This is a genomic window from Streptomyces sp. NPDC050147 (assembly GCF_040660195.1).
Lineage (GTDB): Bacteria > Actinomycetota > Actinomycetes > Streptomycetales > Streptomycetaceae > Streptomyces.
This window is the reverse complement of the sequence record NZ_JBFALJ010000016.1, coordinates 133,901-158,520: the sequence shown is the minus strand read 5'-3', so window position 1 is coordinate 158,520 and position 24,620 is coordinate 133,901. Positions and strand designations below refer to the sequence as shown.

Annotated in this window: 24 protein-coding genes; 20 read left to right on the top strand and 4 right to left on the bottom strand. The window is 69.6% G+C overall.

What is annotated here, in order from left to right:
• Positions 1 to 9 precede the first annotated feature (9 nt).
• Both AB0I94_RS24410 and AB0I94_RS24405 read right to left on the bottom strand, forming a co-directional pair.
• Positions 10 to 1,242 carry a DUF349 domain-containing protein gene (locus AB0I94_RS24410; protein ID WP_363311745.1) on the bottom strand — a complete coding sequence of 411 codons (1,233 nt, stop codon included), beginning with the start codon at positions 1,240 to 1,242 and terminating at the stop codon, positions 10 to 12.
• A 134-nt stretch (positions 1,243 to 1,376) separates the two neighbouring features.
• Positions 1,377 to 2,198: a peptidylprolyl isomerase gene (locus tag AB0I94_RS24405; protein ID WP_363311744.1), complete on the bottom strand. Its 822-nt coding sequence runs from the start codon at positions 2,196 to 2,198 to the stop codon at positions 1,377 to 1,379.
• Between the two features lie 146 nt (positions 2,199 to 2,344).
• Here AB0I94_RS24405 and AB0I94_RS24400 point away from each other — a divergent pair, with 146 nt between their 5' ends.
• The 5 genes from AB0I94_RS24400 (at position 2,345) to rpsD (ending at position 7,561) form a co-directional block, all read left to right on the top strand.
• Entirely contained in the window at positions 2,345 to 3,049 is a 705-nt protein-coding gene (locus tag AB0I94_RS24400) for an MBL fold metallo-hydrolase (protein ID WP_363311743.1), read from the top strand.
• A gap of 13 nt (positions 3,050 to 3,062) precedes the next feature.
• Entirely contained in the window at positions 3,063 to 4,325 is a 1,263-nt protein-coding gene (gene hisS, locus AB0I94_RS24395) for a histidine--tRNA ligase (RefSeq protein ID WP_363311742.1), read from the top strand.
• 184 nt (positions 4,326 to 4,509) lie between these two features.
• Positions 4,510 to 5,169 (top strand): vitamin K epoxide reductase family protein, encoded by a 660-nt coding sequence (locus AB0I94_RS24390; RefSeq protein WP_363311741.1) that lies wholly within the window; start codon positions 4,510 to 4,512, stop codon positions 5,167 to 5,169.
• A 44-nt stretch (positions 5,170 to 5,213) separates the two neighbouring features.
• Positions 5,214 to 6,563 carry a replication-associated recombination protein A gene (locus AB0I94_RS24385; RefSeq protein ID WP_361834509.1) on the top strand — a complete coding sequence of 450 codons (1,350 nt, stop codon included), beginning with the start codon at positions 5,214 to 5,216 and terminating at the stop codon, positions 6,561 to 6,563.
• 383 nt (positions 6,564 to 6,946) lie between these two features.
• Entirely contained in the window at positions 6,947 to 7,561 is a 615-nt protein-coding gene (rpsD, locus tag AB0I94_RS24380) for a 30S ribosomal protein S4 (RefSeq protein WP_160503779.1), read from the top strand.
• Here rpsD and AB0I94_RS24375 read toward each other — a convergent pair.
• Positions 7,549 to 9,729, bottom strand: coding sequence for a regulator (locus AB0I94_RS24375; RefSeq protein ID WP_363311740.1), 2,181 nt, complete (start codon positions 9,727 to 9,729; stop codon positions 7,549 to 7,551). The genes rpsD and AB0I94_RS24375 overlap by 13 nt on opposite strands.
• Positions 9,730 to 9,867: 138 nt before the next feature.
• Between AB0I94_RS24375 and AB0I94_RS24370 the strand changes: the two genes are divergently transcribed.
• From AB0I94_RS24370 to nusB, 14 genes are all read left to right on the top strand, one after another.
• Positions 9,868 to 10,338, top strand: coding sequence for a DUF948 domain-containing protein (locus AB0I94_RS24370; protein ID WP_363311739.1), 471 nt, complete (start codon positions 9,868 to 9,870; stop codon positions 10,336 to 10,338).
• 7 nt (positions 10,339 to 10,345) lie between these two features.
• On the top strand, positions 10,346 to 10,711 hold the full coding sequence (locus tag AB0I94_RS24365) for a DUF6167 family protein (RefSeq protein WP_363311738.1): 366 nt from the start codon (positions 10,346 to 10,348) through the stop codon (positions 10,709 to 10,711).
• Positions 10,711 to 13,380 carry an alanine--tRNA ligase gene (gene alaS / locus AB0I94_RS24360; RefSeq protein WP_363311737.1) on the top strand — a complete coding sequence of 890 codons (2,670 nt, stop codon included), beginning with the start codon at positions 10,711 to 10,713 and terminating at the stop codon, positions 13,378 to 13,380. The genes AB0I94_RS24365 and alaS overlap by 1 nt, the downstream gene beginning before the upstream one ends.
• Positions 13,381 to 13,400: 20 nt before the next feature.
• Complete coding sequence (gene ruvX, locus AB0I94_RS24355) at positions 13,401 to 13,865, top strand: Holliday junction resolvase RuvX (RefSeq protein ID WP_363311790.1); 465 nt, start codon at positions 13,401 to 13,403, stop codon at positions 13,863 to 13,865.
• Between the two features lie 124 nt (positions 13,866 to 13,989).
• Positions 13,990 to 15,699, top strand: a complete 1,710-nt coding sequence (gene mltG / locus AB0I94_RS24350) for an endolytic transglycosylase MltG (RefSeq protein WP_363311736.1) — start codon at positions 13,990 to 13,992, stop codon at positions 15,697 to 15,699.
• Positions 15,699 to 16,526 carry a shikimate dehydrogenase gene (locus tag AB0I94_RS24345; protein WP_363311735.1) on the top strand — a complete coding sequence of 276 codons (828 nt, stop codon included), beginning with the start codon at positions 15,699 to 15,701 and terminating at the stop codon, positions 16,524 to 16,526. The genes mltG and AB0I94_RS24345 overlap by 1 nt, the downstream gene beginning before the upstream one ends.
• 42 nt (positions 16,527 to 16,568) lie before the next feature.
• Positions 16,569 to 16,823: a hypothetical protein gene (locus AB0I94_RS24340; RefSeq protein ID WP_363311734.1), complete on the top strand. Its 255-nt coding sequence runs from the start codon at positions 16,569 to 16,571 to the stop codon at positions 16,821 to 16,823.
• 129 nt (positions 16,824 to 16,952) lie between these two features.
• Complete coding sequence (gene aroC, locus AB0I94_RS24335) at positions 16,953 to 18,137, top strand: chorismate synthase (protein WP_363311733.1); 1,185 nt, start codon at positions 16,953 to 16,955, stop codon at positions 18,135 to 18,137.
• Positions 18,134 to 18,649, top strand: coding sequence for a shikimate kinase (locus tag AB0I94_RS24330; RefSeq protein WP_363311732.1), 516 nt, complete (start codon positions 18,134 to 18,136; stop codon positions 18,647 to 18,649). The genes aroC and AB0I94_RS24330 overlap by 4 nt, the downstream gene beginning before the upstream one ends.
• Positions 18,650 to 18,654: 5 nt before the next feature.
• Positions 18,655 to 19,758: a 3-dehydroquinate synthase gene (aroB, locus tag AB0I94_RS24325; protein ID WP_363311789.1), complete on the top strand. Its 1,104-nt coding sequence runs from the start codon at positions 18,655 to 18,657 to the stop codon at positions 19,756 to 19,758.
• Between the two features lie 161 nt (positions 19,759 to 19,919).
• A complete protein-coding gene (locus AB0I94_RS24320) occupies positions 19,920 to 20,852 on the top strand; it encodes a Pro-rich N-terminal domain-containing protein (protein ID WP_363311731.1) in 933 nt (310 codons plus the stop codon).
• Between the two features lie 93 nt (positions 20,853 to 20,945).
• Positions 20,946 to 22,052, top strand: a complete 1,107-nt coding sequence (locus tag AB0I94_RS24315) for an aminopeptidase P family protein (RefSeq protein ID WP_363311730.1) — start codon at positions 20,946 to 20,948, stop codon at positions 22,050 to 22,052.
• 61 nt (positions 22,053 to 22,113) lie between these two features.
• Positions 22,114 to 22,680 carry an elongation factor P gene (efp, locus tag AB0I94_RS24310; protein ID WP_160503769.1) on the top strand — a complete coding sequence of 189 codons (567 nt, stop codon included), beginning with the start codon at positions 22,114 to 22,116 and terminating at the stop codon, positions 22,678 to 22,680.
• A 2-nt stretch (positions 22,681 to 22,682) separates the two neighbouring features.
• Positions 22,683 to 23,117 carry a transcription antitermination factor NusB gene (gene nusB / locus AB0I94_RS24305; RefSeq protein ID WP_363311729.1) on the top strand — a complete coding sequence of 145 codons (435 nt, stop codon included), beginning with the start codon at positions 22,683 to 22,685 and terminating at the stop codon, positions 23,115 to 23,117.
• A 199-nt stretch (positions 23,118 to 23,316) separates the two neighbouring features.
• Here nusB and bldD read toward each other — a convergent pair whose 3' ends face one another.
• Positions 23,317 to 23,817 carry a transcriptional regulator BldD gene (gene bldD, locus AB0I94_RS24300; protein ID WP_135330908.1) on the bottom strand — a complete coding sequence of 167 codons (501 nt, stop codon included), beginning with the start codon at positions 23,815 to 23,817 and terminating at the stop codon, positions 23,317 to 23,319.
• A 197-nt stretch (positions 23,818 to 24,014) separates the two neighbouring features.
• Here bldD and pyrR point away from each other — a divergent pair, with 197 nt between their 5' ends.
• Positions 24,015 to 24,587: a bifunctional pyr operon transcriptional regulator/uracil phosphoribosyltransferase PyrR gene (pyrR, locus tag AB0I94_RS24295; protein WP_363311728.1), complete on the top strand. Its 573-nt coding sequence runs from the start codon at positions 24,015 to 24,017 to the stop codon at positions 24,585 to 24,587.
• Positions 24,588 to 24,620: the final 33 nt, after the last annotated feature.

Below are 24,620 nucleotides of genomic sequence, written 5' to 3'. Positions count from 1 at the left end.
GACGCCGTGTCAGCCGCCGAACTCGTGCAGACCCTTGAGCGCCTGGTCCAGGAGAGCCTGCCGACCGTCGAGCTCCTTCTGGAGCTTGTCGGCCTTGGCGTTGTTGCCCGCGGCGCGCGCCTTGTCGATCTGCTCGACCAGCTTGTCGACCGCGGCCTGCAGCTGACCGGTCAGGCCCTCGGCCCGAGCGCGTGCCTCAGGGTTCGTCCGGCGCCACTCGACCTCCTCGGTCTCCTGCAGGGCACGCTCCACCGCGTGCATCCGGCCCTCGACCTTCGGGCGCGCGTCACGCGGGACGTGGCCGATGGCCTCCCAGCGCTCGTTGAGCGTACGGAAGGCCGCGCGCGCCGACTTGAGATCCTTGACCGGGACGAGCTTCTCGGCCTCCTCGGCCAGCTCCTCCTTCAGCTTCAGGTTCTCCGTCTGCTCGGCGTCCCGCTCCGCGAAGACCGAGCTGCGCGCCGCGAAGAACACGTCCTGGGCGCCGCGGAAGCGGTTCCACAGATCGTCCTCGTGCTCGCGCTGGGCGCGGCCCGCGGCCTTCCACTCGGTCATCAGGTCGCGGTACCGCGCGGCCGTGGGACCCCAGTCGGTCGAGTTGGAGAGGGCCTCGGCCTCGCCGACCAGCTTCTCCTTGGTCTTGCGGGCCTCCTCGCGCTGAGCGTCCAGCGAGGCGAAGTGGGCCTTGCGCCGCTTGGAGAACGCCGAGCGGGCATGCGAGAAGCGGTGCCACAGCTCGTCGTCCGACTTGCGGTCCAGGCGCGGCAGACCCTTCCAGGTGTCCACCAGGGCGCGAAGACGCTCGCCCGCCGCCCGCCACTGCTCGCTCTGGGCGAGCTCCTCGGCCTCGACGACCAGCGCCTCCTTGGCGTGCCTCGCCTCGTCCGACTGCTTCGCCTTTTGGACCTTGCGCTCTTCACGGCGCTCGTCGACGGTCTCGACGAGCTTGTCCAGGCGCGTGCTCAGGGCGTCCAGATCGCCGACCGCGTGCGCCTCGTCCACCTGCTGGCGCAGGTGGTCGATGGCGGTCATGGCGTCCTTGGCCGACAGGTCGGTCGTCTTCACCCGGCGCTCGAGAAGTCCGATCTCGACGACCAGACCGTCGTACTTGCGCTCGAAGTAGGCGAGGGCCTCGTCAGGAGATCCCGCTTTCCACGAACCGACCTCGCGCTCGCTGCCGTCGGCCTTGCGCACGTACACGGTCCCCGTCTCGTCGACGCGGCCCCACGGGTCGCTGCTCACAGCGCCTCCTCCACATGATGCCTGCGCAGGGCCTCGTGGCCCCCGGCATCGTCCACAGTTTCGTCACCGCCAACATAGGCGACCGGCGGGGCGGCTGTCCGCACCCCGCGCGTCCGAAGTTTGCCTCCCGGCGGTCAGGATTTCGACACGGTCGCCTTGTTGATGACGACCGTCGCGTTCGGGGCGCCGTCGCCCTGGCCGGTGCTCTCGCCGGCGTCGGCAATCTTCTTGAGCACCTTCATCCCGGAATCGGAAATGGTCCCGAACGGTGTGTAGTCGGGCGGGAGCTGACTGTCCTGGTAGACCAGGAAGAACTGGCTGCCGCCGGTGTCGCGGCCCTTCTTCTCCTGGGCGTTGTACTGGTTGGCCATCGCGACCGTACCCGCCGGATACACGTTCCCCTTCAGGCGCTTGTCCTTCAGGTTCTCGTCCGGGATCGAGTAGCCGGGGCCGCCCTCGCCGGTGCCCTTCGGGTCGCCGCACTGCAGGACGTAGATGCCGCCCGCGGTGAGCCGGTGGCACTTGGTGTGGTCGAGGTAGCCCTTGTTCACCAGGAAGTTGAAGGAGTTGACCGTGTGCGGGGCCTTGGCCGCCGACAGGTTCAGGTCGATGTCGCCGCAGGTGGTGGCGAGCTTCATCGCGTAGTCCGCCGACTTGTCGATCGTGAGCTTCGGTTCCTTCTTGAAGCTGAGCGGCTTCACCTTGCCGCTCGCGGGCTTCTCGCAGGGGTCCGCCTTGGTGGTGGGGCTCGCGTTCGCCGTGTTCTCGGACTTCCCGTCGTCCTCGAAGGCTCCCGCCGCGTACGACACCGCGCCACCGGCCACGACCACCGCGAGGGCCGAGGCGATCACCGCGTTGCGCATCCGCGCCCTGCGCTGCGCGGCCTCCCGGCGCTGCTGCTGCCGCAAGAACTTCTCCCGGGCGAGCTGACGCCGCCGCTGATCGTTGCTGACCACCGGGTTCTCTCTCCTCTGTGTGGATGACCGCTTCTGTGTGCCCCGTACCGTATATGGGTTAGCTGTGGAATCGGGAGCGCCGGTAGGCTCTGATCTGCCGCGATCCCGCGCGGTCACCTCCGCCGGACTACGAACGAAGGACGATCGTGCTCATTGCCGGGTTTCCCGCCGGGGCCTGGGGCACCAACTGCTACTTGGTCGCCCCCGCCGCAGGCGAGGAGTGCGTGATCATCGACCCGGGCCACCAGGCCGCCGAGGGAGTCGAGGACGCGCTCAAGAAGCATCGGCTCAAGCCCGTCGCGGTCGTCCTCACCCATGGCCACATCGACCATGTCGCCTCGGTCGTCCCGGTCTGCGGCGCGCACGACGTGCCCGCGTGGATCCACCCCGAGGACCGGTACATGATGAGCGACCCGGAGAAGGCCATAGGCCGTTCCTTCGGCGCGCAGCTGCTCGGCGAGCTGACCGTGGGGGAGCCCTCCGACGTCAAGGAGCTGGCCGACGGCGCTCGGCTGAAGCTCGCCGGTCTGGACTTCTCCGTCGCGCACGCGCCGGGGCATACGAAGGGGTCGGTGACGTTCCAGTTGCCCGAGTCCGCCGAGGTCCCCTCGGTGTTCTTCTCGGGCGACCTGCTCTTCGCCGGCTCCATCGGCCGCACCGACCTGCCCGGCGGATCGCACGACGAGATGCTCGAATCGCTGGCGCGTGTGTGCCTGCCGCTCGACGACTCGACCGTGGTCCTGCCCGGTCACAACGAGCACACGACCATCGGCCGTGAGCGCGCCACCAACCCGTATCTGCGCCAGGTGGCCGCCGGCCTGGGAGCCGACGCTCCCCGACGAGGAATGTGACGAGAGAAAACCCGTGAGCACCTTCAAGGCCCCTAAGGGCACGTACGACCTCCTGCCTCCGGACTCGGCGAAGTACCTGGCGGTGCGCGAGGCCATCGCCGCGCCCCTGCGGAACTCCGGGTACGGCTACGTAGAGACACCCGGGTTTGAAGAGGTCGCGTTGTTCTCGCGCGGTGTCGGCGAGTCCACCGACATCGTCTCCAAGGAGATGTACGCCTTCGAGACCAAGGGCGGCGACCAGCTCGCCCTGCGTCCCGAAGGCACCGCTTCCGTGCTGCGCGCGGCCCTGGAGGCCAACCTGCACAAGGCGGGCAACCTCCCCGTCAAGCTCTGGTACTCCGGCTCGTACTACCGCTACGAGCGCCCGCAGAAGGGCCGCTACCGCCACTTCTCGCAGGTCGGCGCCGAGGCGATCGGCGCCGAGGATCCGGCTCTGGACGCCGAGTTGATCATCCTCGCCGACCAGGCGTACCGCGCCCTGGGCCTGAAGCAGTTCCGCATCCTGCTGAACTCGCTGGGCGACAAGGAGTGCCGCCCCGTCTACCGCGCCGCGCTGCAGGACTTCCTGCGCGGACTCGACCTGGACGAGGAGACACGTCGACGTATCGACATCAACCCGCTGCGGGTCCTGGACGACAAGCGCGCCGACGTCCAGAAGCAGCTGGTCGGCGCCCCGATGCTGCGCGACTACCTGTGCGACGCGTGCAAGGCGTACCACGAGCAGGTGCGCGAGCTGATCACGGCGGCGGGCGTCGCCTTCGAGGACGACGAGAAGCTGGTCCGCGGCCTGGACTACTACACGCGCACGACCTTCGAGTTCGTCCACGACGGCCTCGGCTCACAGTCCGCGGTGGGCGGCGGTGGCCGCTACGACGGCCTGTCCGAGATGATCGGCGGCCCCTCGCTGCCCTCGGTCGGCTGGGCGCTCGGCGTGGACCGTACGGTCCTGGCCCTGGAGGCGGAGGGCGTGGAGCTCGAACTGCCGTCGGCGACCAGTGTGTTCGCGGTGCCGCTGGGCGACGAGGCGCGCCGGGTGCTGTTCTCCAAGGTGACGGAGCTGCGCAGGGCGGGCGTCGCGGCGGACTTCTCGTACGGCGGGAAGGGCCTCAAGGGAGCCATGAAGAACGCCAACCGCAGCGGCGCGCGCTTCACCATCGTCGCCGGTGAGCGGGACCTCGCCGAGGGTGTCGTACAGCTCAAGGACATGGAGTCCGGAGAGCAGGACGCTGTCGCGGTGGATGAGATCGTGGCCGTCCTCAAGGGGAAGCTGGCCTAGCGCCGAACGAAGACGAAGGGCTCCGGGCGCCGTTGCGGCTCCCGGAGCCCTTCGCTGTCCCGGGCGAAACCGAACGCTCCGGGACCTTCGTGCGTACCTCCTTATGTCCATCGAACGGTGGACACCCGCGCGCGTGCGGCACAATGTCCCTGCCCCCAGGCCCCCCAAGCGACGGAACGGCGTGATGAGCAAGACGACCCCGGCAAACGGAAGCCGCCCCTCCGAGCACGATCGCGATCATGGGGGAAGGGACGCGGACGCGCCACGCGGTGTCGGCGGGAGCCGTGCGTTCGCGCTGCTTCTGGTGATCACGGGTGCCGCGGGGCTGCTCGCGGCGTGGGTCATCACGCTGGACAAGTTCAAGCTCCTTCAGGACCCGGACTTCACTCCGGGGTGCAGCCTCAACCCGGTGGTCTCCTGCGGCAACATCATGACGAGCGAGCAGGCGTCGGTCTTCGGGTTCCCGAACCCGATGCTGGGTCTCGCGGCGTACGCGGCCGTGATCTGCGTCGGGATGAGCCTGCTGGGCCGTGCGCGCTTCCCGCGGTGGTACTGGCTGACGCTGAACGCGGGCACGCTCTTCGGCGTCGGCTTCTGCACGTGGCTGCAGTACCAGTCGCTGTACGAGATCAACTCGCTGTGCCTGTGGTGCTGCCTGGCCTGGGTCGCCACGATCATCATGTTCTGGTACGTGACGTCGTTCAACGTGCGCAACGGCTTCCTGCCCGCGCCCTCCTGGCTGCGTACGTTCTTCAGCGAGTTCACCTGGGTCCTTCCGGTGCTGCACATCGGCATCATCGGCATGCTGATCCTCACGCGCTGGTGGGACTTCTGGACCAGCTGACAGCGGCGAAGGCGTTGTCAGTGGGCTGACGTAGGGTTCGAAGCGTGGAGCCCGATCTGTTCACCGCAGCTGCCGAGGACCGCCAGGAGAAGGACCCTTCGACGAGTCCCCTGGCTGTCCGGATGCGCCCGCGCACCCTCGAAGAAGTCGTCGGCCAGCAGCATCTGCTGAAGCAGGGCTCGCCCCTGCGCAGGCTGGTCGGCGAAGGCGGGGGAGGACCGGCGGGACCGTCGTCGGTGTTCCTCTGGGGGCCGCCGGGCATCGGCAAGACGACCCTTGCGTACGTGGTCTCCAAAGCCACGAACAAGCGCTTCGTGGAGCTCTCCGCGATCACCGCGGGCGTGAAGGAAGTACGTGCGGTCATCGAGGGTGCCCGCAGGGCCATGGGCGGTCACGGCAAGGAGACTGTCCTTTTCCTGGACGAGATCCACCGTTTCAGCAAGGCCCAGCAGGACTCCCTGCTGCCCGCCGTCGAGAACCGCTGGGTGACGCTGATCGCGGCGACGACCGAGAACCCGTACTTCTCGATCATCTCCCCGCTCCTGTCCCGCTCCCTCCTCCTCACCCTCGAACCCCTCACCGATGACGACCTGCGCGGTCTGCTGCGCCGGGCGCTCACCGAGGAGCGGGGCCTGGGCGGCGCGGTCGAGCTGCCCGAGGACACCGAGGAGCACCTCCTGCGGATCTCCGGCGGCGACGCCCGGCGCGCGCTCACCGCCCTGGAGGCGGGTGCGGGCTCGGCCCTCGCCAAGGGGGAGAAGGAGATCACCCTCCAGTCCCTGGAGGAGTCGGTCGACCGCGCGGCCGTGAAGTACGACCGTGACGGCGACCAGCACTACGACGTCGCGAGCGCCCTGATCAAGTCCATCCGCGGTTCGGACGTGGACGCGGCTTTGCACTATCTGGCCCGGATGATCGAGGCGGGCGAGGACCCCCGCTTCATCGCCCGCCGCCTGATGATCTCCGCGAGCGAGGACATCGGCCTCGCCGACCCCACGGCGCTGCCCACGGCGGTCGCCGCCGCCCAGGCCGTCGCCATGATCGGCTTCCCGGAGGCCGCGCTCACCCTCAGCCACGCGACGATCGCCCTCGCCCTGGCCCCGAAGTCGAACGCCGCGACGATCGCCATCCAGTCCGCCCAGGCGGACGTCCGCGCGGGCCTCGCCGGCCCCGTCCCGCCCCACCTGCGCGACGGGCACTACAAGGGAGCGGCCAAGCTCGGCCACGCCCAGGGCTACGTCTACCCGCACGACGTGCCGGGCGCGATCGCCGCCCAGCAGTACGCACCGGACGCCGTCGCCGCCAAGCGTTACTACCAACCCACGCGCTACGGCGCCGAGGCGCGGTACGCGGACGTGGTCGAGAGGGTGCGCGAACGGCTCAAGGGCGAGTAGCCCCGCCCGTCGCGGCTCGTCCCCGGCCTGCGGCTGAGGCACCCCCCGTCACCCGGTACACTTGCCCGGAGTGCTGCGTCCCGTGTCCGGTCTCGTACCGGACACCACCAGAACGGGACATCCAGCCGGAGCCCCGGACCTCACCGTCCAGGGATCTCCAGGAGCGTCGCGCACCGTCGAAGGTGTCGCGGGCAGCCCACCACCATCTCGTACTCCGGGAAGCGGTCGGTGGGCCACTCGCGTGCTGCACATAGTGCCCAGACCAGGGAGCGGCTGCCCGCCGGAACCAGAACCACCGGATCCGACGGGTTTCCCAGGCTGCGGATTGCGACCTCCCCTAACCCTGGTGAAGCCGATTTCACATTGAACAGAGAGGTTGGTTCATGCCGAACCAGTCCCGCCCCAAGGTCAAGAAGTCGCGTGCCCTCGGCATCGCGCTGACCCCGAAGGCCGTCAAGTACTTCGAGGCCCGCCCCTACCCGCCGGGCGAGCACGGCCGTGGGCGCAAGCAGAACTCGGACTACAAGGTCCGTCTGCTCGAGAAGCAGCGTCTGCGCGCGCAGTACGACATCAGCGAGAAGCAGATGGCCCGTGCCTACGACCGCGCCAAGAAGGCCGAAGGCAAGACTGGCGAGGCCCTGGTCATCGAGCTCGAGCGCCGCCTCGACGCCCTGATCCTGCGTTCGGGCATCGCCCGCACGATCTACCAGGCCCGTCAGATGGTCAGCCACGGCCACATCGAGGTCAACGGCGGCAAGGTCGACAAGCCGTCGTTCCGCGTCCGTCCCGACGACGTCGTGATGGTCCGCGAGCGCAGCCGCGAGAAGCCGCTGTTCCAGGTCTCCCGTGAGGGCGGCTTCGCCCCCGACGGCGAGATCCCGCGTTACCTCCAGGTCAACCTGAAGGCCCTGGCCTTCCGTCTGGACCGTGACCCGAACCGCAAGGAGATCCCCGTGATCTGCGACGAGCAGCTCGTCGTCGAGTACTACGCCCGCTGACCCGGACGTAGCTCTCCCTGCTTCAGCCCGTCGCCCGCCCTCCCTTCGTGGTGGGGCAGGCGGCGGGTTTTCGCGTTGCTCCCGGGGTCGGTGCCCAGGGCCCGTGACACCGCAGCGTCAGGGGCGAGCCGGGTGCCGACGGCCACGCACTCCTCGTAGCGCGCGTCGCCGAGCTGCTCGCGAGCCTGCCGCTCGCACAGCGCGTGCGGCCCGCCGAAGTTTCCGGAGCCGAACAGCGGAAGGCCCACCGAAGGCCAGATGCGGGACGCGGCGCCCTGCAGGACCGCGGCCTCGGCCGGATCGCCCTCCACCACGGTGAACAGGGCGAGCAGCTCGATCGCGAGCACCGTGCCGAGGAGGTCGTGGAAGGCGTGGTCGAGCGCCAGGCACCGCATGACCAGATCGCGGGCCCGCGCCGCCTCACCGCGCGTCCACGCCGCGAAACCGAGGACATAGAGGGCGTACGCGAGGGTCCAGCGCTCGCCGTGGTCCTCGCAGACCTGGCGTACGTCCTCGCAGAGCTCCACCGCGTCGGCCAGCTCCCCGCGGAAGGCCAGGGCCATCGCCAGCTCGACCTGGCCCATCAGGACGTTGCTGTTCAGTTCGCCGATCTCGCGGTACTGCTCGAGAGCCGAGCGCAGCAAGGTTTCCGCACGCTCCGTGTCGTCGGCGAGGAGCGCGAGGCAGCCGATGCGATGCACGGCGTACGCGGTCGCGATGGCGCTTCCCGTGCGTTCCGCCTCGTCCTTGCACTCCTGCAGCGCAGCCAGCGCCGCGACCGTGTCGCCCTGGAGGACCGCGACGTAACCGAGCACCCACAGCGCCTTGAGCCGGGAATCGTCGTGGTCGCCGTCCAGCTCGAGGGCGCGGTCGAGCCAGTGCCGCCCCTCCGCGAGCCGCCCGCAGCCCACCCAGTAGAACCACAGGCTGCCCGCCAGATACTGGCCCAGATGCGTCTCGTCCGGCTCGGTCAGGCAGTACTCCAGGGCGCCCCGCAAATTGGGCAGTTCGCAGTCGACGAGCTCGGCGACCCGCGCCTGGCGCGGCGAGAACCAGTCGAGCTCGCACCAGGTGGCGAGCCCCATGTACCAGTCGCGGTGCCGACGCCGCATCCGAGCGGCGTCGCCGGTCGCCTCCAGCCACTCGGCGCCGTACGCCCGGACCGTGTCGAGCATGCGATAACGGACGCCCGCCGGCCCTTCCTCGCGGGTCACGACGGACTGCGCGAGCAGTTCGCTCAGTACGTCGAGCACGTCGTCGGCGTGCAGTCCGTTGCCGCTGCAGATGTACTCGACCGCCTCCAGGTCGAAAGGGCCGCAGAACACCGAGAGCCGCGACCACAGCAGGCGCTCGTCCGACGTGCACAGCTCATGGCTCCAGCCGATGGCCGTACGCAGGGTCTGGTGCCGTGGCGGTGCATCGCGCCGCACCCCGGTGAGCAGCGCGAAACGGTCGTCGAGCCGGGCAAGCAGCTGCGCCGGCGACAGTGCCCGCAGCCGCCCCGCCGCCAGCTCCACAGCCAGCGGAATCCCGTCGAGGCGGCGGCAGAGCTCCGTCACGTCGGCTTCGTTCCCCTCGTTCAGGGCGAAACCGGGGAGCCCCGACGCCGCACGGTCGGCGAACAGCGCGGTGGCGTCCTGCGTGGGCAGCGGCGCGAGCGGAAAGATCCGCTCGCCCGCAGTCTCCAGCGGCCGACGGCCCACCGCGAGCACACGGAGCCCGGGGGAGTGGTGCAGCAGATCCCCCACCAGCGAGGCGCACGCCTCCACCAGGTGCTCGAACCCGTCGACGACGAGCAGGACTTCCCGCTCGGCGAGATGGTCGAGCAGCACCTTGCGCGGCGGCCGGCGGGTGTGATCGGTCAGACGCAGCGCGTCGGCGACCGTGTGCTCCACCAGGTCCGGATCCCGGACCCCGGCCAGCTCCACCAGCCAGGCACCGTCGCGCGGCCCGGCCTCGGCGGCGGCCCGGACGGCGAGGCGCGTCTTGCCGACGCCCCCCACACCGGTCACCGTGACCAGCCGTGCCGCCTCCAACATAACCGCGAGAGCGGAGAGTTCGGCGGAGCGTCCGACGAACGCGTTGAGGTCCAGTGGGAGGTTCCCCGGCCTCGGGGACTGCGTGGGGGAGCTGATCCGGTGGTCGCCCCTGCGCTGATCACGTCGCATGAGATACGGAGCGTACCGACGCGTAAGCACTCCGTACAATCACTTCGGGCAACTCCCTTGCTCTTGCACGGTAATGCGGTGCGGAGCCTCGGCCCCGGCGCGATAGGGTCGGGGGACGACTTTTCGATGTTCAGGCCGATGATCAGGGAGCGGTGCACAGTGTCCGGTGGAGAGGTGGCCGGGATCCTCGTGGCCGTCTTCTGGGCGATCCTGGTCTCCTTCCTGGCCGTGGCGCTGGTGAGGCTGGCACAGACGCTCAGGGCGACCACCAAGCTGGTCGCGGAAGTGACCGAGCAGGCCGTCCCGCTCCTCGCGGACGCCTCCGCCGCGGTGCGCTCCGCGCAGACGCAGATCGACCGGGTCGACGCCATCGCGTCGGACGTCCAGGAAGTCACCTCGAACGCGTCGGCGCTCTCCACGACGGTGGCCTCCACCTTCGGCGGGCCCCTCGTCAAGGTCGCGGCGTTCGGTTACGGGGTGCGCAGGGCCCTGGGCCGCAAGGCAGGACCCGAATCAACCAATGTGCCCCCGGCGCCCGCCCGACGTACCGTGATCGTGGGGCGCACGGTGCCCTCCGCGCGGCGGCGGGGCAAGCGGAAGAAGGACTGACGCAGCGATGTTCCGCCGTACGTTCTGGTTCACCGCGGGCGCCGCTGCCGGTGTGTGGGCCACCACCAAGGTCAACCGCAAGATCAAGCAGCTGACCCCCGAAAGCCTCGCGGCGCAGGCCGCGAACAAGGCGGTCGAGGCGGGTCACAGACTCAAGGACTTCGCTCTCGACGTCCGCGACAACATGGCCCAGCGCGAGGCCGAACTGGGCGAGGCCCTGGGCCTCGAAGCCCCGGTCGACGCCGAACTCCCCGGACAGCGCACTGTCGTCGTGGCCATCGAGAACGGCAAGACCAGCAAGACCGACAAGAACAAGCAGGGCAAGTACCTCTCGAAGTCGAAGTACTCGTACAACCGGAATGAGGACCACTGATGGAGTCGGCCGAGATTCGCCGCCGCTGGCTGAGCTTCTTCGAGGAGCGCGGGCACACCGTCGTCCCTTCGGCGTCGCTCATCGCGGACGACCCGACTCTGCTCCTCGTCCCCGCGGGCATGGTGCCCTTCAAGCCCTACTTCCTGGGTGAGGTCAAGCCGCAGTTCTCGCGCGCCACGAGCGTGCAGAAGTGCGTGCGTACGCCCGACATCGAAGAGGTCGGCAAGACCACGCGCCACGGCACGTTCTTCCAGATGTGCGGCAACTTCTCCTTCGGCGACTACTTCAAGGAAGGCGCCATCACGTACGCCTGGGAGCTGCTCACCAGCTCCGTGGCGGACGGTGGCTACGGCCTCGACCCCGAGCGCCTCTGGGTGACGGTCTACCTCGACGACGACGAGGCCGAGACCATCTGGCGCGAGAAGGTGGGCGTCCCCGCCGAGCGCATCCAGCGCCTGGGCAAGAAGGACAACTACTGGTCCATGGGCGTCCCCGGACCCTGCGGCCCCTGCTCCGAGATCAACTACGACCGCGGCCCCGAATTCGGCGTCGAGGGCGGCCCGGCCGTCAACGACGAGCGGTACGTGGAGATCTGGAACCTGGTCTTCATGCAGTACGAGCGCGGCGAGGGTACCTCGAAGGAGGACTTCGAGATCCTCGGCGAGCTGCCCAGCAAGAACATCGACACCGGCCTCGGCCTCGAACGTCTCGCCATGATCCTGCAGGGCGTACAGAACATGTACGAGACCGACACCCTGCGCGTCGTCATGGACAAGGCCACCGAGCTGACCGGCGTCCGCTACGGCGCCGAGCAGGGCTCGGACGTCTCCCTGCGCGTGGTCGCCGACCACATGCGCACGTCCGTGATGCTCATCGGCGACGGCGTCACCCCCGGCAACGAAGGCCGCGGTTACGTCCTGCGCCGCATCATGCGCCGCGCCATCCGCAACATGCGCCTGATGGGCGCCACCGGCCCGGTCGCCCTGGAACTGGTCGACACGGTCATCAAGTCGATGCGCGAGCAGTACCCCGAGCTCCGAACCGACCGCAAGCGCATCGAGACCGTCGCCCTCGCCGAAGAGGCCGCCTTCCTCAAGGCCCTCAAGGGCGGCACGAACATCCTCGACACCGCCGTCACCGAGACCAAGGCCGCAGGCGGCAAGGTCCTCGCCGGCGACAAGGCGTTCCTGCTGCACGACACGTGGGGCTTCCCGATCGACCTCACCCTGGAGATGGCCGCCGAACAGGGCCTGACCGTGGACGAGGACGGCTTCCGGCGTCTGATGAAGGAGCAGCGGGAGCGCGCCAAGGCCGACGCCCAGGCCAAGAAGACCGGCCACGCCGACCTGCACGCCTACCGCGAGATCGCCGACGCCTCCGGCGCCACGGACTTCACCGGCTACACCCTCACCGAGAACGAGGCCGTGATCGTCGGTCTCCTGGCCAACGGCGTCTCGTCCCCCGCCGCCCGCGAGGGCGACGAGGTCGAGGTCGTGCTGGACCGCACCCCCTTCTACGCCGAGGGCGGCGGCCAGATCGCCGACTCCGGCCGGATCCGCCTCGACAGCGGCGCCGTCGTCGAGATCCGTGACGTGCAGAAGCCGGTCCCCGGCGTGCACGTCCACAAGGGTGTCGTCCAGGTCGGCGAGATCACCGTCGGAGACCAGGTCTGGGCCTCGATCGACGTGCACCGCCGCCGTGCCATCGCCCGCGCCCACTCCGCCACGCACCTCACGCACCAGGCGCTGCGCGACGCGCTCGGCCCGACGGCCGCCCAGGCCGGTTCGGAGAACCAGCCGGGCCGCTTCCGCTTCGACTTCGGTTCCCCGTCGGCCGTGCCCACGGCCGTCATGACGGACGTGGAGCAGAAGATCAACGAAGTCCTCGCCCACGAACTCGACGTGCAGGCCGAGGTCATGTCGATCGACGAGGCCAAGAAGCAGGGCGCCATCGCCGAGTTCGGCGAGAAGTACGGCGAGCGGGTCCGCGTCGTCACCATCGGCGACTTCTCCAAGGAGCTGTGCGGCGGCACGCACGTCCACAACACCGCCCAGCTCGGCCTGGTGAAGCTGCTCGGCGAGTCGTCCATCGGCTCCGGCGTGCGCCGCATCGAGGCCCTGGTCGGCGTCGACGCGTACAACTTCCTCGCCAAGGAGCACACGGTCGTCGCCCAGCTCCAGGAGCTGGTCAAGGGCCGTTCCGAGGAGCTGCCCGAGAAGGTCTCCGCCATGCTCGGCAAGCTGAAGGACGCCGAGAAGGAGATTGAGAAGTTCCGCGCGGAGAAGGTCCTGGCGGCCGCCGCCGGTCTCGTCGAATCCGCCAAGGACGTACGAGGCGTCGCCCTGGTCACCGGACAGGTGCCGGACGGCACGGGCGCCGACGACCTGCGCAAGCTGGTTCTCGACGTACGCGGCCGCATCCAGGGCGGCCGCCCGGCCGTGGTGGCTCTCTTCACGACGGCCAACGGCCGCCCGCTGACGGTCATCGCCACCAACGAAGCCGCACGCGAGCGCGGCCTCAAGGCCGGTGACCTCGTCCGTACGGCCGCCAAGACCCTCGGCGGCGGTGGCGGCGGCAAGCCGGACGTCGCCCAGGGCGGCGGCCAGAACGCCGCGGCCATCGGTGACGCCATGGCCGCCGTCGAGCGCCTCGTGGCAGACACAGCCTGATGGACGACTCAGCAGGGGGCATGCGCAGAGGCCGACGTCTGGCCGTCGACGTCGGTGACGCCCGGATCGGGGTCGCCTCGTGCGACCCCGACGGGATCCTCGCCACTCCGGTGGAAACAGTGCCGGGACGCGATGTCCCGGCCGCTCAGCGCCGGTTGAAGCAGCTCGTCGACGAGTACGAACCGATCGAGATCATCGTCGGTCTCCCTCGCTCCCTGAAGGGGGGCGAGGGCCCCGCCGCGGTCAAGGTTCGTGCCTTCACCCAGGACCTCGCGCACCTGGTCGCGCCCATTCCGGTGAGACTTGTAGACGAGAGGATGACCACAGTGACGGCCAGTCAGGGACTGCGTGCCTCGGGCGTGAAGTCCAAAAAGGGCAGGTCTGTCATCGATCAGGCGGCGGCCGTCATCATCCTTCAGCAGGCACTGGAGTCCGAACGGGCGTCAGGTAAAGCTCCGGGCGAGGGCGTCGAAGTGGTCATCTGATCGCGATACGGTAACGTTCCGCGCGATGCGGCGGTGTTCGAACAGCTGCCGCACAGCATCAAGAGGCGGAACGGTTGCCCTCCCACTCAGACGGCGGCCCCGCCTCGCGGCATGTAGGGGATCGATGACTGAGTATGGCCGGGGCCCAGGCTCCGAACCGTGGCATCCCGAGGACCCGTTGTACGGGGACAGCGGATGGGGAGGACAGCAGCCTTCGGGCGGCCAGTCCACCTACGGCGGCCAGGGGCAGTACCACCCTCAGCAGCCGCAGCCCCCTCAGCAGCAGGCGCAGTACGACGACTGGAGCACGGGCCGGCAGCAGGCGTACAGCCAGCAGCAGTACGGCGGGCCCGCCGGCCAGCAGCAGTACAACGGCGCTCCCGAGCAGCAGCAGTACAACGGCGCCCCTGAGCAGCAGCAGTACAACGGCGGCTACGACACCGGCCAGCACGGCCAGGTCCCGTACACCGCCGACCCTGCGGACCCCTACGGCCACCAGCCGGGCGGCTACGGCGCGGAGAGCCCGGACTACTACGGCACTCCCGACGCCTACCCCCCGCCCGAGCCGCCCTCCCGCCGTCGCCCCGAACCCGAGCCGGAGCAGGACTGGGACCCTGGGCCGGATCAGGGCGAGCACGCCTTCTTCTCGGGCGGCGATGACGATGAGGACGAGTACGACGACGATCCGCCGGGGCGCCGCGGTGGCCGCGGGGACCGCAGGGGCGGTCGGGGCGGCAAGAAACCGAAGAAGCGCCGCAACGGCTGCGCCTGCCTGGTCGTGACACTGGTCTTCGCCGGTGGTCTCGGCGGGGTCGGCTATTTCGGCTATCAGTTCTACCAGGACCGTTTCGGTACGTCGCCGGATTACGCGGGCGAGGGCACCGGCGTCGCGACCGTCGACATCCCGAAGGGGGCCGGCGGCTATGTGATCGGCAAGAAGCTGAAGGAAGCCGGGGTCGTCAAGAGCGTAGACGCCTTTGTCTCCGCGCAGGCACAGAACCCCGACGGCAACACAATTCAGGAAGGCGTTTATGTCCTGAAGAAGGAAATGTCGGCCAAGAGTGCGGTCGAATTGATGCTCAGCCCGAAGAGCCGCAATAACCTCATTATTCCTGAGGGCAAGCGGAATTCTTGGGTCTACAAGCAGATCGACACGCGCCTCGAACTCGACAAGGGTACGACCGAGGGCGTCGCCAAGAAGGAATGGAAGTCTCTCGGACTTCCTGACTGGGCGAACACCAACAGGGACATCAAGGACCCGCTGGAAGGCTTCCTCTACCCCTCCAGCTATGCGGTCGCCAAGGGCCAGAAGCCGGAAGCCGTCCTCAAGAAGATGGTCGCCCACGCGTCCGAGAAGTACGACGAGTTGGGCCTCAAGGCCAAGGCCGCGGAGCTGAACCTGAAGGACCCGCTCCAGGTGCTCACGGTGGCGAGCCTGGTCCAGGCCGAAGGCAAGTACAAGCACGACTTCGACAAGGTCGCGACGGTCGTCTACAACCGCCTCAAGCCGAACAACACGGAGACGTACGGACTTCTCGACTTCGACTCCACGGTGAACTACGCCAAGGCCGAAAGCACCCTGGAAACCGGAACGGTCGACGATCTGCGCAAGTTCAACGACCCGTACAACACGTACAAGATCAAGGGCCTGCCTCCCGGGCCGATCGGAAACCCCGGCGACGAGGCGCTCAAGTCCGCGCTCAACCCGGCCAAGGGCAATTGGTATTACTTCGTCTCCATCAATGCGGACAACACGCTGTTCGCGGAGACGAACAAGGAGCACGAGCGCAACCGTCAGAAGTACCTCGAGGAACAGAAGAAGAACTCCGGCTGATGAGCACAGACCGCCGAGCCGCAGTCCTCGGCTCCCCCATCGCCCACTCCCTCTCCCCGGTGCTGCACCGCGCCGCATACGGGGAGCTGGGTCTGGTCGACTGGACGTACGACCTGTTCGACGTCGACGAGGCGGCCCTGCCCGGCTTCCTCAAGGACCTCGGCCCCGAGTGGGCCGGGCTCTCGCTGACGATGCCGCTCAAGCGCGCCGTCATTCCGCTGCTCGACGAGATCAGTGGGACCGCCGCCTCCGTCGAGGCGGTCAATACCGTCGTCTTCACGGACGACGGCCGCCGCGTCGGCGACAACACCGACATCCCCGGCATCGTCGCCGCCCTGCGGGAACGCGGCATCGACCAGGTCGAGTCGGCCGCGATCCTCGGCGCGGGCGCCACCGCGTCGTCCGCCCTGGCCGCGCTCGCGCGGATCTGCACGGGCGAGGTCGTCGCGTACGTACGCAGTCAGGCGCGCGCCGCCGAGATGCGGGAGTGGGGCGAGCGGCTCGGGGTGGAGGTGCGGACGGAGGCCTGGGCTGATGCCGAGCGGGCACTGAGCGCGCCGCTGGTGATCGCCACCACCCCGGCCGGTGCCACCGACGCGTTGTCGGCCGCCGTGCCCGAGCGGCCCGCGACCCTCTTCGACGTCCTGTACGACCCGTGGCCCACCGCTCTGGCGGCCCGCTGGTCGATGTACGGCGGGGCCGTGGTCAGCGGGCTCGACCTTCTCGTGCACCAGGCGGTGCTGCAGGTCGAGCAGATGACCGGGCGCTCGCCGGCGCCGCTGACAGCGATGCGCAAGGCAGGGGAACACGCGCTCGAAGGGCGTTAGGCTCGACCCCGTTCGTGATCGATTGCGGGGGAGTGCGTTGTCATGGCGGCGGTACGTGTGGTGTCCGAGGTGCCTTTGGCCTCGGGCAAGGGGGATCTGTTCGAGGCCTTCGTCAGGGTCCTGCCGTTCAGATTCATGCCCCTTTGGCTTCAGTTGACGGTCCTGGGGGCCATCGTGGCGATCGTCGTCACCGCCTGGAGCATCATGCGCACGCGCAAGATCGCCGCGCGCAGGGCGGCCCGTGAGAAAGCCGATATGACGGCTGACGTGACGGTCGGCGTGAAGCCCGAGGGGTGAGCCGAGCCGTCCGCCTTGTGGACCGGAGGCCAGGCCCCACCCCCCGACGTGGGAGGATCAGGGATGGCGGGCCAGGGCCGCGCACCCGGCCGTGCCACGCAGTTCCAGGCGCGAGCATGAGGAGCACCGTTGAGCAGGTTGCGTTGGCTGACCGCGGGAGAGTCCCACGGACCCGCACTTGTCGCGACGCTGGAGGGTCTTCCCGCCGGCGTGCCGATCACCACGGAGATGGTGGCGGATCACCTGGCCCGGCGGCGCCTTGGCTATGGGCGTGGTGCGCGCATGAAGTTCGAGCGTGACGAGGTCACCTTCCTGGGCGGTGTCCGGCACGGTCTGACCATGGGCTCGCCGGTCGCGGTCATGGTGGGCAACACCGAGTGGCCCAAGTGGGAGCAGGTCATGGCGGCCGACCCGGTCGACCCCGAGGTCCTCGCCGACCTGGCCCGCAACGCGCCGCTGACCCGGCCCCGGCCCGGTCACGCCGACCTGGCGGGCATGCAGAAGTACGGCTTCGACGAGGCCCGGCCGATCCTGGAGCGTGCCTCCGCCCGTGAGACCGCGGCCCGTGTCGCGCTCGGTGCGGTGGCCCGCTCGTACTTGAAGGAGACGGCCGGGATCGAGATCGTCAGTCATGTGACCGAGCTGGCGAGCGCGAAGGCGCCCTACGGCGTCTACCCGACCCCCGCCGACGTCGAGAAGCTCGACGCCGATCCGGTGCGCTGCCTCGACGCGGATGCGAGCAAGGCGATGGTCGCCGAGATCGACCAGGCCCACAAGGACGGCGACACCCTGGGGGGTGTGGTCGAGGTGCTGGCGTACGGCGTGCCGGTGGGGCTTGGCTCGCATGTGCACTGGGACCGGCGGCTCGACGCGCGGCTCGCCGCCGCGCTCATGGGCATCCAGGCCATCAAGGGCGTCGAGGTCGGCGACGGCTTCGACCTCGCGCGTGTGCCGGGTTCCAAGGCGCACGACGAGATCGTCTCCACCGAGGACGGCATCCGGCGCACCTCAGGGCGCTCCGGTGGCACCGAGGGTGGCCTGACCACCGGTGAGCTGCTGCGTGTGCGGGCCGCGATGAAGCCCATCGCGACCGTGCCGCGCGCGCTGGCCACCGTGGATGTCGCCACCGGCGAGGCCACCAAGGCGCACCATCAGCGCTCGGATGTGTGCGCGGTCCCGGCCGCGGGCATCGTCGCCGAGGCGATGGTCGCGCTGACCCTGGCCGACGCCGTCGCCGAGAAGTTCGGCGGCGACAGCGTGCCCGAGACCCGGCGCAACGTCACCTCGTACCTCGACAACCTGCAGATCCGGTGACCGGCCCGCAGATCGTTCTGGTCGGGCCGATGGGCGTGGGCAAGTCGACGGTGGGCGCGCTGCTCGCCGAGCGCCTCGGCACCGTCTACCGGGACACCGACGCCGATATCGTCGCCGCTCAGGGCCGGACGATCGCGGACATCTTCGTGGACGAGGGTGAGCCGCACTTCCGCGACCTGGAGCGGGAGGCCGTGCGTACGGCGCTCGCCGAGCACGAAGGTGTCCTCGCGCTCGGCGGGGGCTCGATCCTCGACGAGTCGACCCGCGCGCTCCTCGCCCCGCACCCCGTCGTCTATCTGTCGATGGACGTCGAGGAGGCGGTCAAACGCACCGGCCTGAACGTCGCGCGCCCGCTGCTCGCGGTCAACCCCCGCAAGCAGTGGCGCGAACTGATGGACGCCCGCCGCCAGTTCTACGCCGAAGTCGCCCGCGCCGTCGTCGCCACCGACGACCGCACCCCCGAAGAGGTAGCCCAAGCGGTCCTCGACGCACTGGAGTTGAAGGAAGCATGACGGAGATGGCTGAGACGTCGGGGCAGACGCCCACCCGTATCCAGGTCGGCGGCACCGCGGGCACCGAGCCGTACGAGGTTCTCGTCGGGCGGCAGCTCCTCGGTGAGCTGCCCGGCCTGATCGGCGAGCGGACCAAGCGCGTCGCGATCATCCACCCCGAGGCGCTCGCCGAGACGGGCGACGCGCTGCGCGAGGACCTGGCGGGACAGGGCTTCGAGGTCGTCGCCGTCCAGGTGCCGAACGCCGAGGAGGCCAAGACCGCCGAGGTCGCCGCGTACTGCTGGAAGGCCCTCGGACAGTCCGGCTTCACCCGCAGCGACATCATCATCGGTGTCGGCGGCGGAGCCACCACGGACCTCGCCGGATTCGTGGCCGCGACCTGGCTGCGCGGGGTCCGCTGGATCGCCGTGCCGACCACCGTGCTCGGCATGGTGGACGCCGCGGTCGGCGGCAAGACCGGCATCAACACCGCCGAGGGCAAGAACCTGGTCGGCTCCTTCCACCCGCCCACGGGCGTGCTGTGCGACCTGGCCGCGCTCGACTCGCTGCCGGTCAACGACTTCGTGTCGGGCCTCGCGGAGATCATCAAGGCCGGTTTCATCGCCGACCCGGTGATCCTCGAACTGATCGAGGAGGACCCCGAGGCGGCGCGCAGCCCTCAGGGACCCCACACCGCCGAGCTGATCGAGCGCTCCATCAAGGTCAAGGCCGAGGTGGTCTCCGGCGACCTCAAGGAGTCGGGCCTGCGCGAGATCCTCAACTACGGCCACACCCTCGCGCACGCCATCGAGAAGAACGAGCGCTACAAGTGGCGGCACGGCGCCGCGGTCTCCGTGGGCATGGCCTTCGCGGCCGAACTCGGCCGCCTCGCGGGCCGCCTCGACGACGAGACCGCCGACCGGCACCGCACCGTCCTGGAGTCTGTCGGCCTGCCCCTGAGTTACCGCTACGACCAGTGGCCCAAGCTCCTGGAGACCATGAAGGTCGACAAGAAGTCCCGCGGTGACCTGCTGCGGTTCATCGTCCTCGACGGCCTCGGCAAGCCGACCGTCCTGGAGGGTCCCGACCCCGCGGTGCTGCTCGCCGCGTACGGCGAAGTCGCCAACTAGCGCTCGAGGAGCGCTGAATCGGCCCGCCGGAACAAGCCACGGGCACCTCGCGGCCTCCCCGGCCGTTCACACAACGTCGGCCGGGGACGGTACCGTTCGGTAACGGGTGGCCCCGGCCGCCGCCCGACCAGCGTCAGTCGCACGAGACGGAGTGGCACCGGATGCAGCACGCAGTGGGGTCGCCGCTGCCGCCGCCCCCTCAGCCGGGGCACGGACCGGCCACCGGCTGGTCCCCGGCCGCACAACACCCGAGCGGTCCGCCGCCGGGTGGAGCGCCGGGCGGTCCACCGCCTCCCGCGCCGGGTTTCGCCGGCGCTCCGCACCCGCCGGGCACGGCTCCCCACCCGCAGGGACCGGCCCCGCACCCGCACGCCCCGGCGCCGCAGCACGTGGCGCCCGGCGCCCCCCAGCACAACCACATCCCGGGAGCCCCCGTGCCCCCGACCCCGGACACCACGGGCCACATCCAGCTTCCGCCGGGCGGCCCCGTCGCCATGCCGAGCCCCCCGCCCGGCACGGCGCAGGCGGACACCGGCGCCACCACGCTGGCCGTCCTGCTGATCGGCCCGGCGGGCGCGGGCAAGACGAGCGTCGCCAAGTTCTGGGCGGAGCACCGCCGGGTGCCCACCGCCCACATCAGCCTCGACGACGTACGCGAATGGGTGCGCTCGGGCTTCGCGGACCCTCAGTCGGGATGGAACGACCACTCCGAGGCGCAGTACCGCCTGGCCCGCCGCACCTGCGGTTTCGCCGCTCGGAACTTCCTGGCCAACGGCATCTCCTGCATCCTCGACGACGCGGTCTTCCCCGACCGCCCGGTCGTCGGCCTCGGCGGCTGGAAGCGCCATGTGGGCCCCGGCCTGCTGCCGGTGGTCCTGCTGCCCGGCCTGGAGATCGTCCTGGAGCGCAACGCCGAGCGCAGCGGCAACCGCCGTCTCACGGACGAGGAAGTGGCCCGCATCCACGGCCGCATGGCCGGCTGGTACGGCTCGGGCCTGCCCATCATCGACAACTCCCAGCTGGACGTGCCCGCCACGGCCCGGGTCCTGGACGACGTCCTGGCCCGCTCCATCGCGAGCCCGCCCCAGTGGTAGGCCCGGCCGCGGTCTGACGCCCCACAAGCCCTCGCATGCTCGGTCGGACGCGCTCGACCGGCCGTCCCGCGCCGCCGCTCATAGGCTCGTCCCATGTCTGAGGTGTACGCGGCCCGCCGTGAGCGGCTGAGGGAGCGTTGTGCCGCGGGCGGCAGCGCGTCGGCGCTGGTGTCCCGTCCCGCCAACGTGCGGTATCTCGCGGGGGCGGCGCCACAGGGTGCCGTGCTCCTGCTGGGCAGCGGCGAGGACCTGCTGCTGTGCTCGAGGCCGCTCGGCGACGAACAAGGCGAGGGGCGGCCCGACGAGGGGCTGCGGGTGCAGCTGCTCGACGCGGTCGGTGGGGACGCCGCCGTCGCGGGGGCCGATCACGCGGCCGCGCGGGGCGCCGATTCACTCGCCGTCGAGGAGCACGACCTCACCGTCGCCCGGCATCGCGCACTGGGCTCCGTCGCGCCGCGGCTGCGGCTCACGGATCTCGGGGGAGCGGTCGAGCAGCTGCGGCTCGTCAAGGACGAGGAGGAGATCTCCTGCCTGCGGATCGGCTCCGAGATCGCCGACCAGGCGCTCGGCGAGCTGCTCGAATCCATTCTCGTGGGGCGTACGGAACGCCATCTGGCCCTGGAGCTGGAGCGCCGCCTCGTCGATCACGGCGCTGACGGGCCCGCTTTCCCGACCTCGGTCGCCGCCGGGCCCAACGCGGGCCGAGGCGGGCACCGGCCGTCGGACCGGCGGGTGGAGGAGGGGGATTTCCTCTCCGTGTGCCTGGGGGCCAGTTATCACGGTTATCGTTGTGAGATCGGGCGCACGTTCGTCATCGGTACGTCTCCCGCGGACTGGCAGATCGAGCTGTACGACCTCGTCTTCGCCGCTCAGCGGGCGGGCAGGGAGGCTCTCACACCGGGCGCCGCCTACCGCGACGTCGACCGCGCGGCACGCCATGTACTGGATTCCGCAGGGTATGCGGAGAGTCTCCCTCCGTTGATGGGACATGGGCTGGGGCTCGAAATCGACGAGGACCCGCAGTTGGCGCCCGCGGCCATGGGTAAACTGGACGCTTGCGTGCCGGTCACCGTCGAACCGGGGGTTCACATCCCGGGACGGGGTGGTGTCCGGATCGATGACACGCTCGTCGTGCGCCCCGAGGCGGACGGCGGACCCGAGCTACTCACCATTACGACCAAGGAGCTGCTCGCGCTCTAGCTTTTTCGAGCTGTGCGCGTGCGCCGGGGTCGTCCACGTCAGTCCAGGAGATTCCGCAACCGTGGCTTCCACGAACGACCTCAAGAACGGCCTGGTGCTCAAGCTCGACGGGGGCCAGCTCTGGTCCGTCGTCGAGTTCCAGCACGTCAAGCCCGGCAAGGGCCCTGCTTTTGTGCGCACCAAGCTCAAGAACGTGATGTCCGGCAAGGTCGTCGACAAGACGTTCAACGCCGGCGTCAAGGTCGACACGGCGACGATCGACAAGCGCGACATGCAGTTCTCCTACATGGACGGCGACTACTTCGTCTTCATGGACATGGAGACGTACGACCAGCTGCACGTCGACCGCAAGTCCGTCGGTGACGCCGCCAACTTCCTGATCGAGGGCTTCACGGCCTCCGTCGCGCAGCACGAGGGCGAAGTCCTCTTCGTCGAGCTGCCGGCCGCCGTCGAGCTGGTCATCCAGGAGACCGAGCCCGGTGTCCAGGGCGACCGCTCCACCGGCGGCACCAAGCCCGCGACGCTGGAGACCGGCCACCAGATCCAGGTGCCGCTCTTCATCACCACCGGCGAGAAGATCAAGGTCGACACCCGCACGAGCGACTACCTCGGCCGGGTGAACAGCTAACCGTGGCTGCTCGTAATACGGCCCGCAAGCGCGCCTTCCAGATCCTTTTCGAGGCCGACCAGCGTGGCGCAGATGTAGTGACGGTCCTCGCGGACTGGGTGCGCCACTCGCGGGCCGATACCCGGCAGCCGCCGGTCAGCGAGTTCACGATGGAACTGGTCGAGGGGTACGCGGGGCACGCGCGCCACATCGACGAGCTGATCTCGCAGTACGCCGTCGGGTGGTCCCTGGACAGGATGCCGGTCGTGGACCGCAACATCCTGCGGCTCGGTGCCTACGAGCTGATCTGGGTCGACGCGACCCCGGACGCCGTGGTGCTCGACGAGTGCGTGCAGCTCGCCAAGGAGTTCTCCACGGACGATTCGCCGTCCTTCGTGAACGGCCTGCTCGGCCGCTTCAAGGACCTGAAGCCGAGTCTGCGCCGCGACGAGGCGTAGAACCGGTCCTCAAAGCCGCTCAGAGGGCCCGCAGCGACGCGCTGCGGGCCCTCTGGCGTACCCGGTGGCCCCACGGGCCCCTGCGGCCTTCTGGGGCTCACGTGTGTGGCACGTACGCACGAAAACGCCGGGGTGGCCGGAACCCGATCGGTTCCGGCCACCCCGGCGGTACGTTTCTGCTCAGGTGTCCCTTGCGGGATCAGACGTCGTCGTGAGCGACGGCGCGGCGCGCGTCCGCGTCCAGGACGCCCCAGCTGATCAGCTGCTCGGTGAGGACCGAGGGCGACTGGTCATAGATCACGGCGAGGGTGCGCAGGTCGTCCTGGCGGATCGAGAGCACCTTGCCGTTGTAGTCACCGCGCTGCGACTGGATCGTGGCGGCGTATCGCTGCAGAGGGCCCGCCTTCTCGGCCGGGACGTGCGCGAGGCGCTCCAGATCGAGCACGAGCTTCGGCGGCGGCTCGGCCGCGCCGCCGGGAGCGGTGCCGGGCAGCAGCTCCTGCACGGGGACGCCGTAGAAATCCGCCAGCTCGGCAAGGCGCTGTACGGTCACGGCGCGGTCGCCGCGTTCGTACGAACCGACCACGACCGCCTTCCAGCGTCCCTGGGACTTTTCCTCGACACCGTGGAGGGAAAGGCCCTGCTGGGTACGGATGGCGCGGAGCTTGGCCCCGAGCTGTTTGGCGTATTCGCTGGACATATAGCTCCCCGGACGAAGAACGGTAACTCACTGTGAGGTTACGCAGCGTTACTTGGGTGCGTCAAGCCGAATGGTCCGTACCGGCACTTCCGAGGGGGTCGTGACCGGCGGCATTGCCGATGCTGGTAGCGTGGATGGCGCAATTTCGACGTCCTTTAAGGTCCGTCCCGTGAGGCGGAGAAGGAGGTCCGTTTCATATGGACTCGAACGACAGTAACGAACCCGATGTCGCGCGCCCCGTGCTCGAAGGCCCGGACATCGCACGGGTGTTGACCCGTATCGCGCACGAGATCGTCGAGCGCGCCAAAGGCGCCGAAGACGTGGTGCTGCTCGGCATTCCCACTCGCGGCGTCTTCCTCGCCCGGCGCCTCGCCGAGAAGCTCGAAGAAATCACCGGACGCACGATCCCGGTTGGCTCACTCGACATCACGATGTACCGCGACGATCTGCGCATGCATCCGCCGCGCGCACTGGCCCGCACCGAGATCCCCGCTGACGGAATCGACGGTCGCCTCGTCGTCCTCGTCGACGACGTGCTCTTCTCCGGTCGCACCATCCGCGCCGCCCTCGACGGTCTGAACGACATCGGGCGCCCGCGCGCGGTGCAGCTCGCCGTCCTCGTCGACCGCGGCCACCGCGAACTCCCGATCCGCGCCGATTACGTCGGCAAGAACCTCCCCACGTCGCTGCGGGAGACGGTCAAGGTCCAGCTCGCCGAGGAGGACGGCCGCGACGCCGTGCTGCTCGGTGCCAAGCCCGCTTCCGCGTAGGACCGGCTTTCCTGCGGGACCCGGGGGGCACAC

Bases quoted from the DNA above. Each gene is read 5' to 3' on its own strand.
- pyrR (WP_363311728.1), top strand. From the start codon at position 24,015: ATGGACTCGAACGACAGTAACGAACCCGATGTCGCGCGCCCCGTGCTC.
- bldD (WP_135330908.1), bottom strand. From the start codon at position 23,817: ATGTCCAGCGAATACGCCAAACAGCTCGGGGCCAAGCTCCGCGCCATC.
- AB0I94_RS24340 (WP_363311734.1), top strand. From the start codon at position 16,569: ATGGCGGCGGTACGTGTGGTGTCCGAGGTGCCTTTGGCCTCGGGCAAG.
- AB0I94_RS24365 (WP_363311738.1), top strand. From the start codon at position 10,346: ATGTTCCGCCGTACGTTCTGGTTCACCGCGGGCGCCGCTGCCGGTGTG.
- mltG (WP_363311736.1), top strand. From the start codon at position 13,990: ATGACTGAGTATGGCCGGGGCCCAGGCTCCGAACCGTGGCATCCCGAG.
- AB0I94_RS24390 (WP_363311741.1), top strand. From the start codon at position 4,510: ATGAGCAAGACGACCCCGGCAAACGGAAGCCGCCCCTCCGAGCACGAT.
- ruvX (WP_363311790.1), top strand. From the start codon at position 13,401: ATGCGCAGAGGCCGACGTCTGGCCGTCGACGTCGGTGACGCCCGGATC.
- rpsD (WP_160503779.1), top strand. From the start codon at position 6,947: ATGCCGAACCAGTCCCGCCCCAAGGTCAAGAAGTCGCGTGCCCTCGGC.
- AB0I94_RS24320 (WP_363311731.1), top strand. From the start codon at position 19,920: ATGCAGCACGCAGTGGGGTCGCCGCTGCCGCCGCCCCCTCAGCCGGGG.
- AB0I94_RS24345 (WP_363311735.1), top strand. From the start codon at position 15,699: ATGAGCACAGACCGCCGAGCCGCAGTCCTCGGCTCCCCCATCGCCCAC.
- alaS (WP_363311737.1), top strand. From the start codon at position 10,711: ATGGAGTCGGCCGAGATTCGCCGCCGCTGGCTGAGCTTCTTCGAGGAG.
- AB0I94_RS24375 (WP_363311740.1), bottom strand. From the start codon at position 9,729: ATGCGACGTGATCAGCGCAGGGGCGACCACCGGATCAGCTCCCCCACG.
- aroB (WP_363311789.1), top strand. From the start codon at position 18,655: ATGGCTGAGACGTCGGGGCAGACGCCCACCCGTATCCAGGTCGGCGGC.
- AB0I94_RS24315 (WP_363311730.1), top strand. From the start codon at position 20,946: ATGTCTGAGGTGTACGCGGCCCGCCGTGAGCGGCTGAGGGAGCGTTGT.
- AB0I94_RS24370 (WP_363311739.1), top strand. From the start codon at position 9,868: ATGATCAGGGAGCGGTGCACAGTGTCCGGTGGAGAGGTGGCCGGGATC.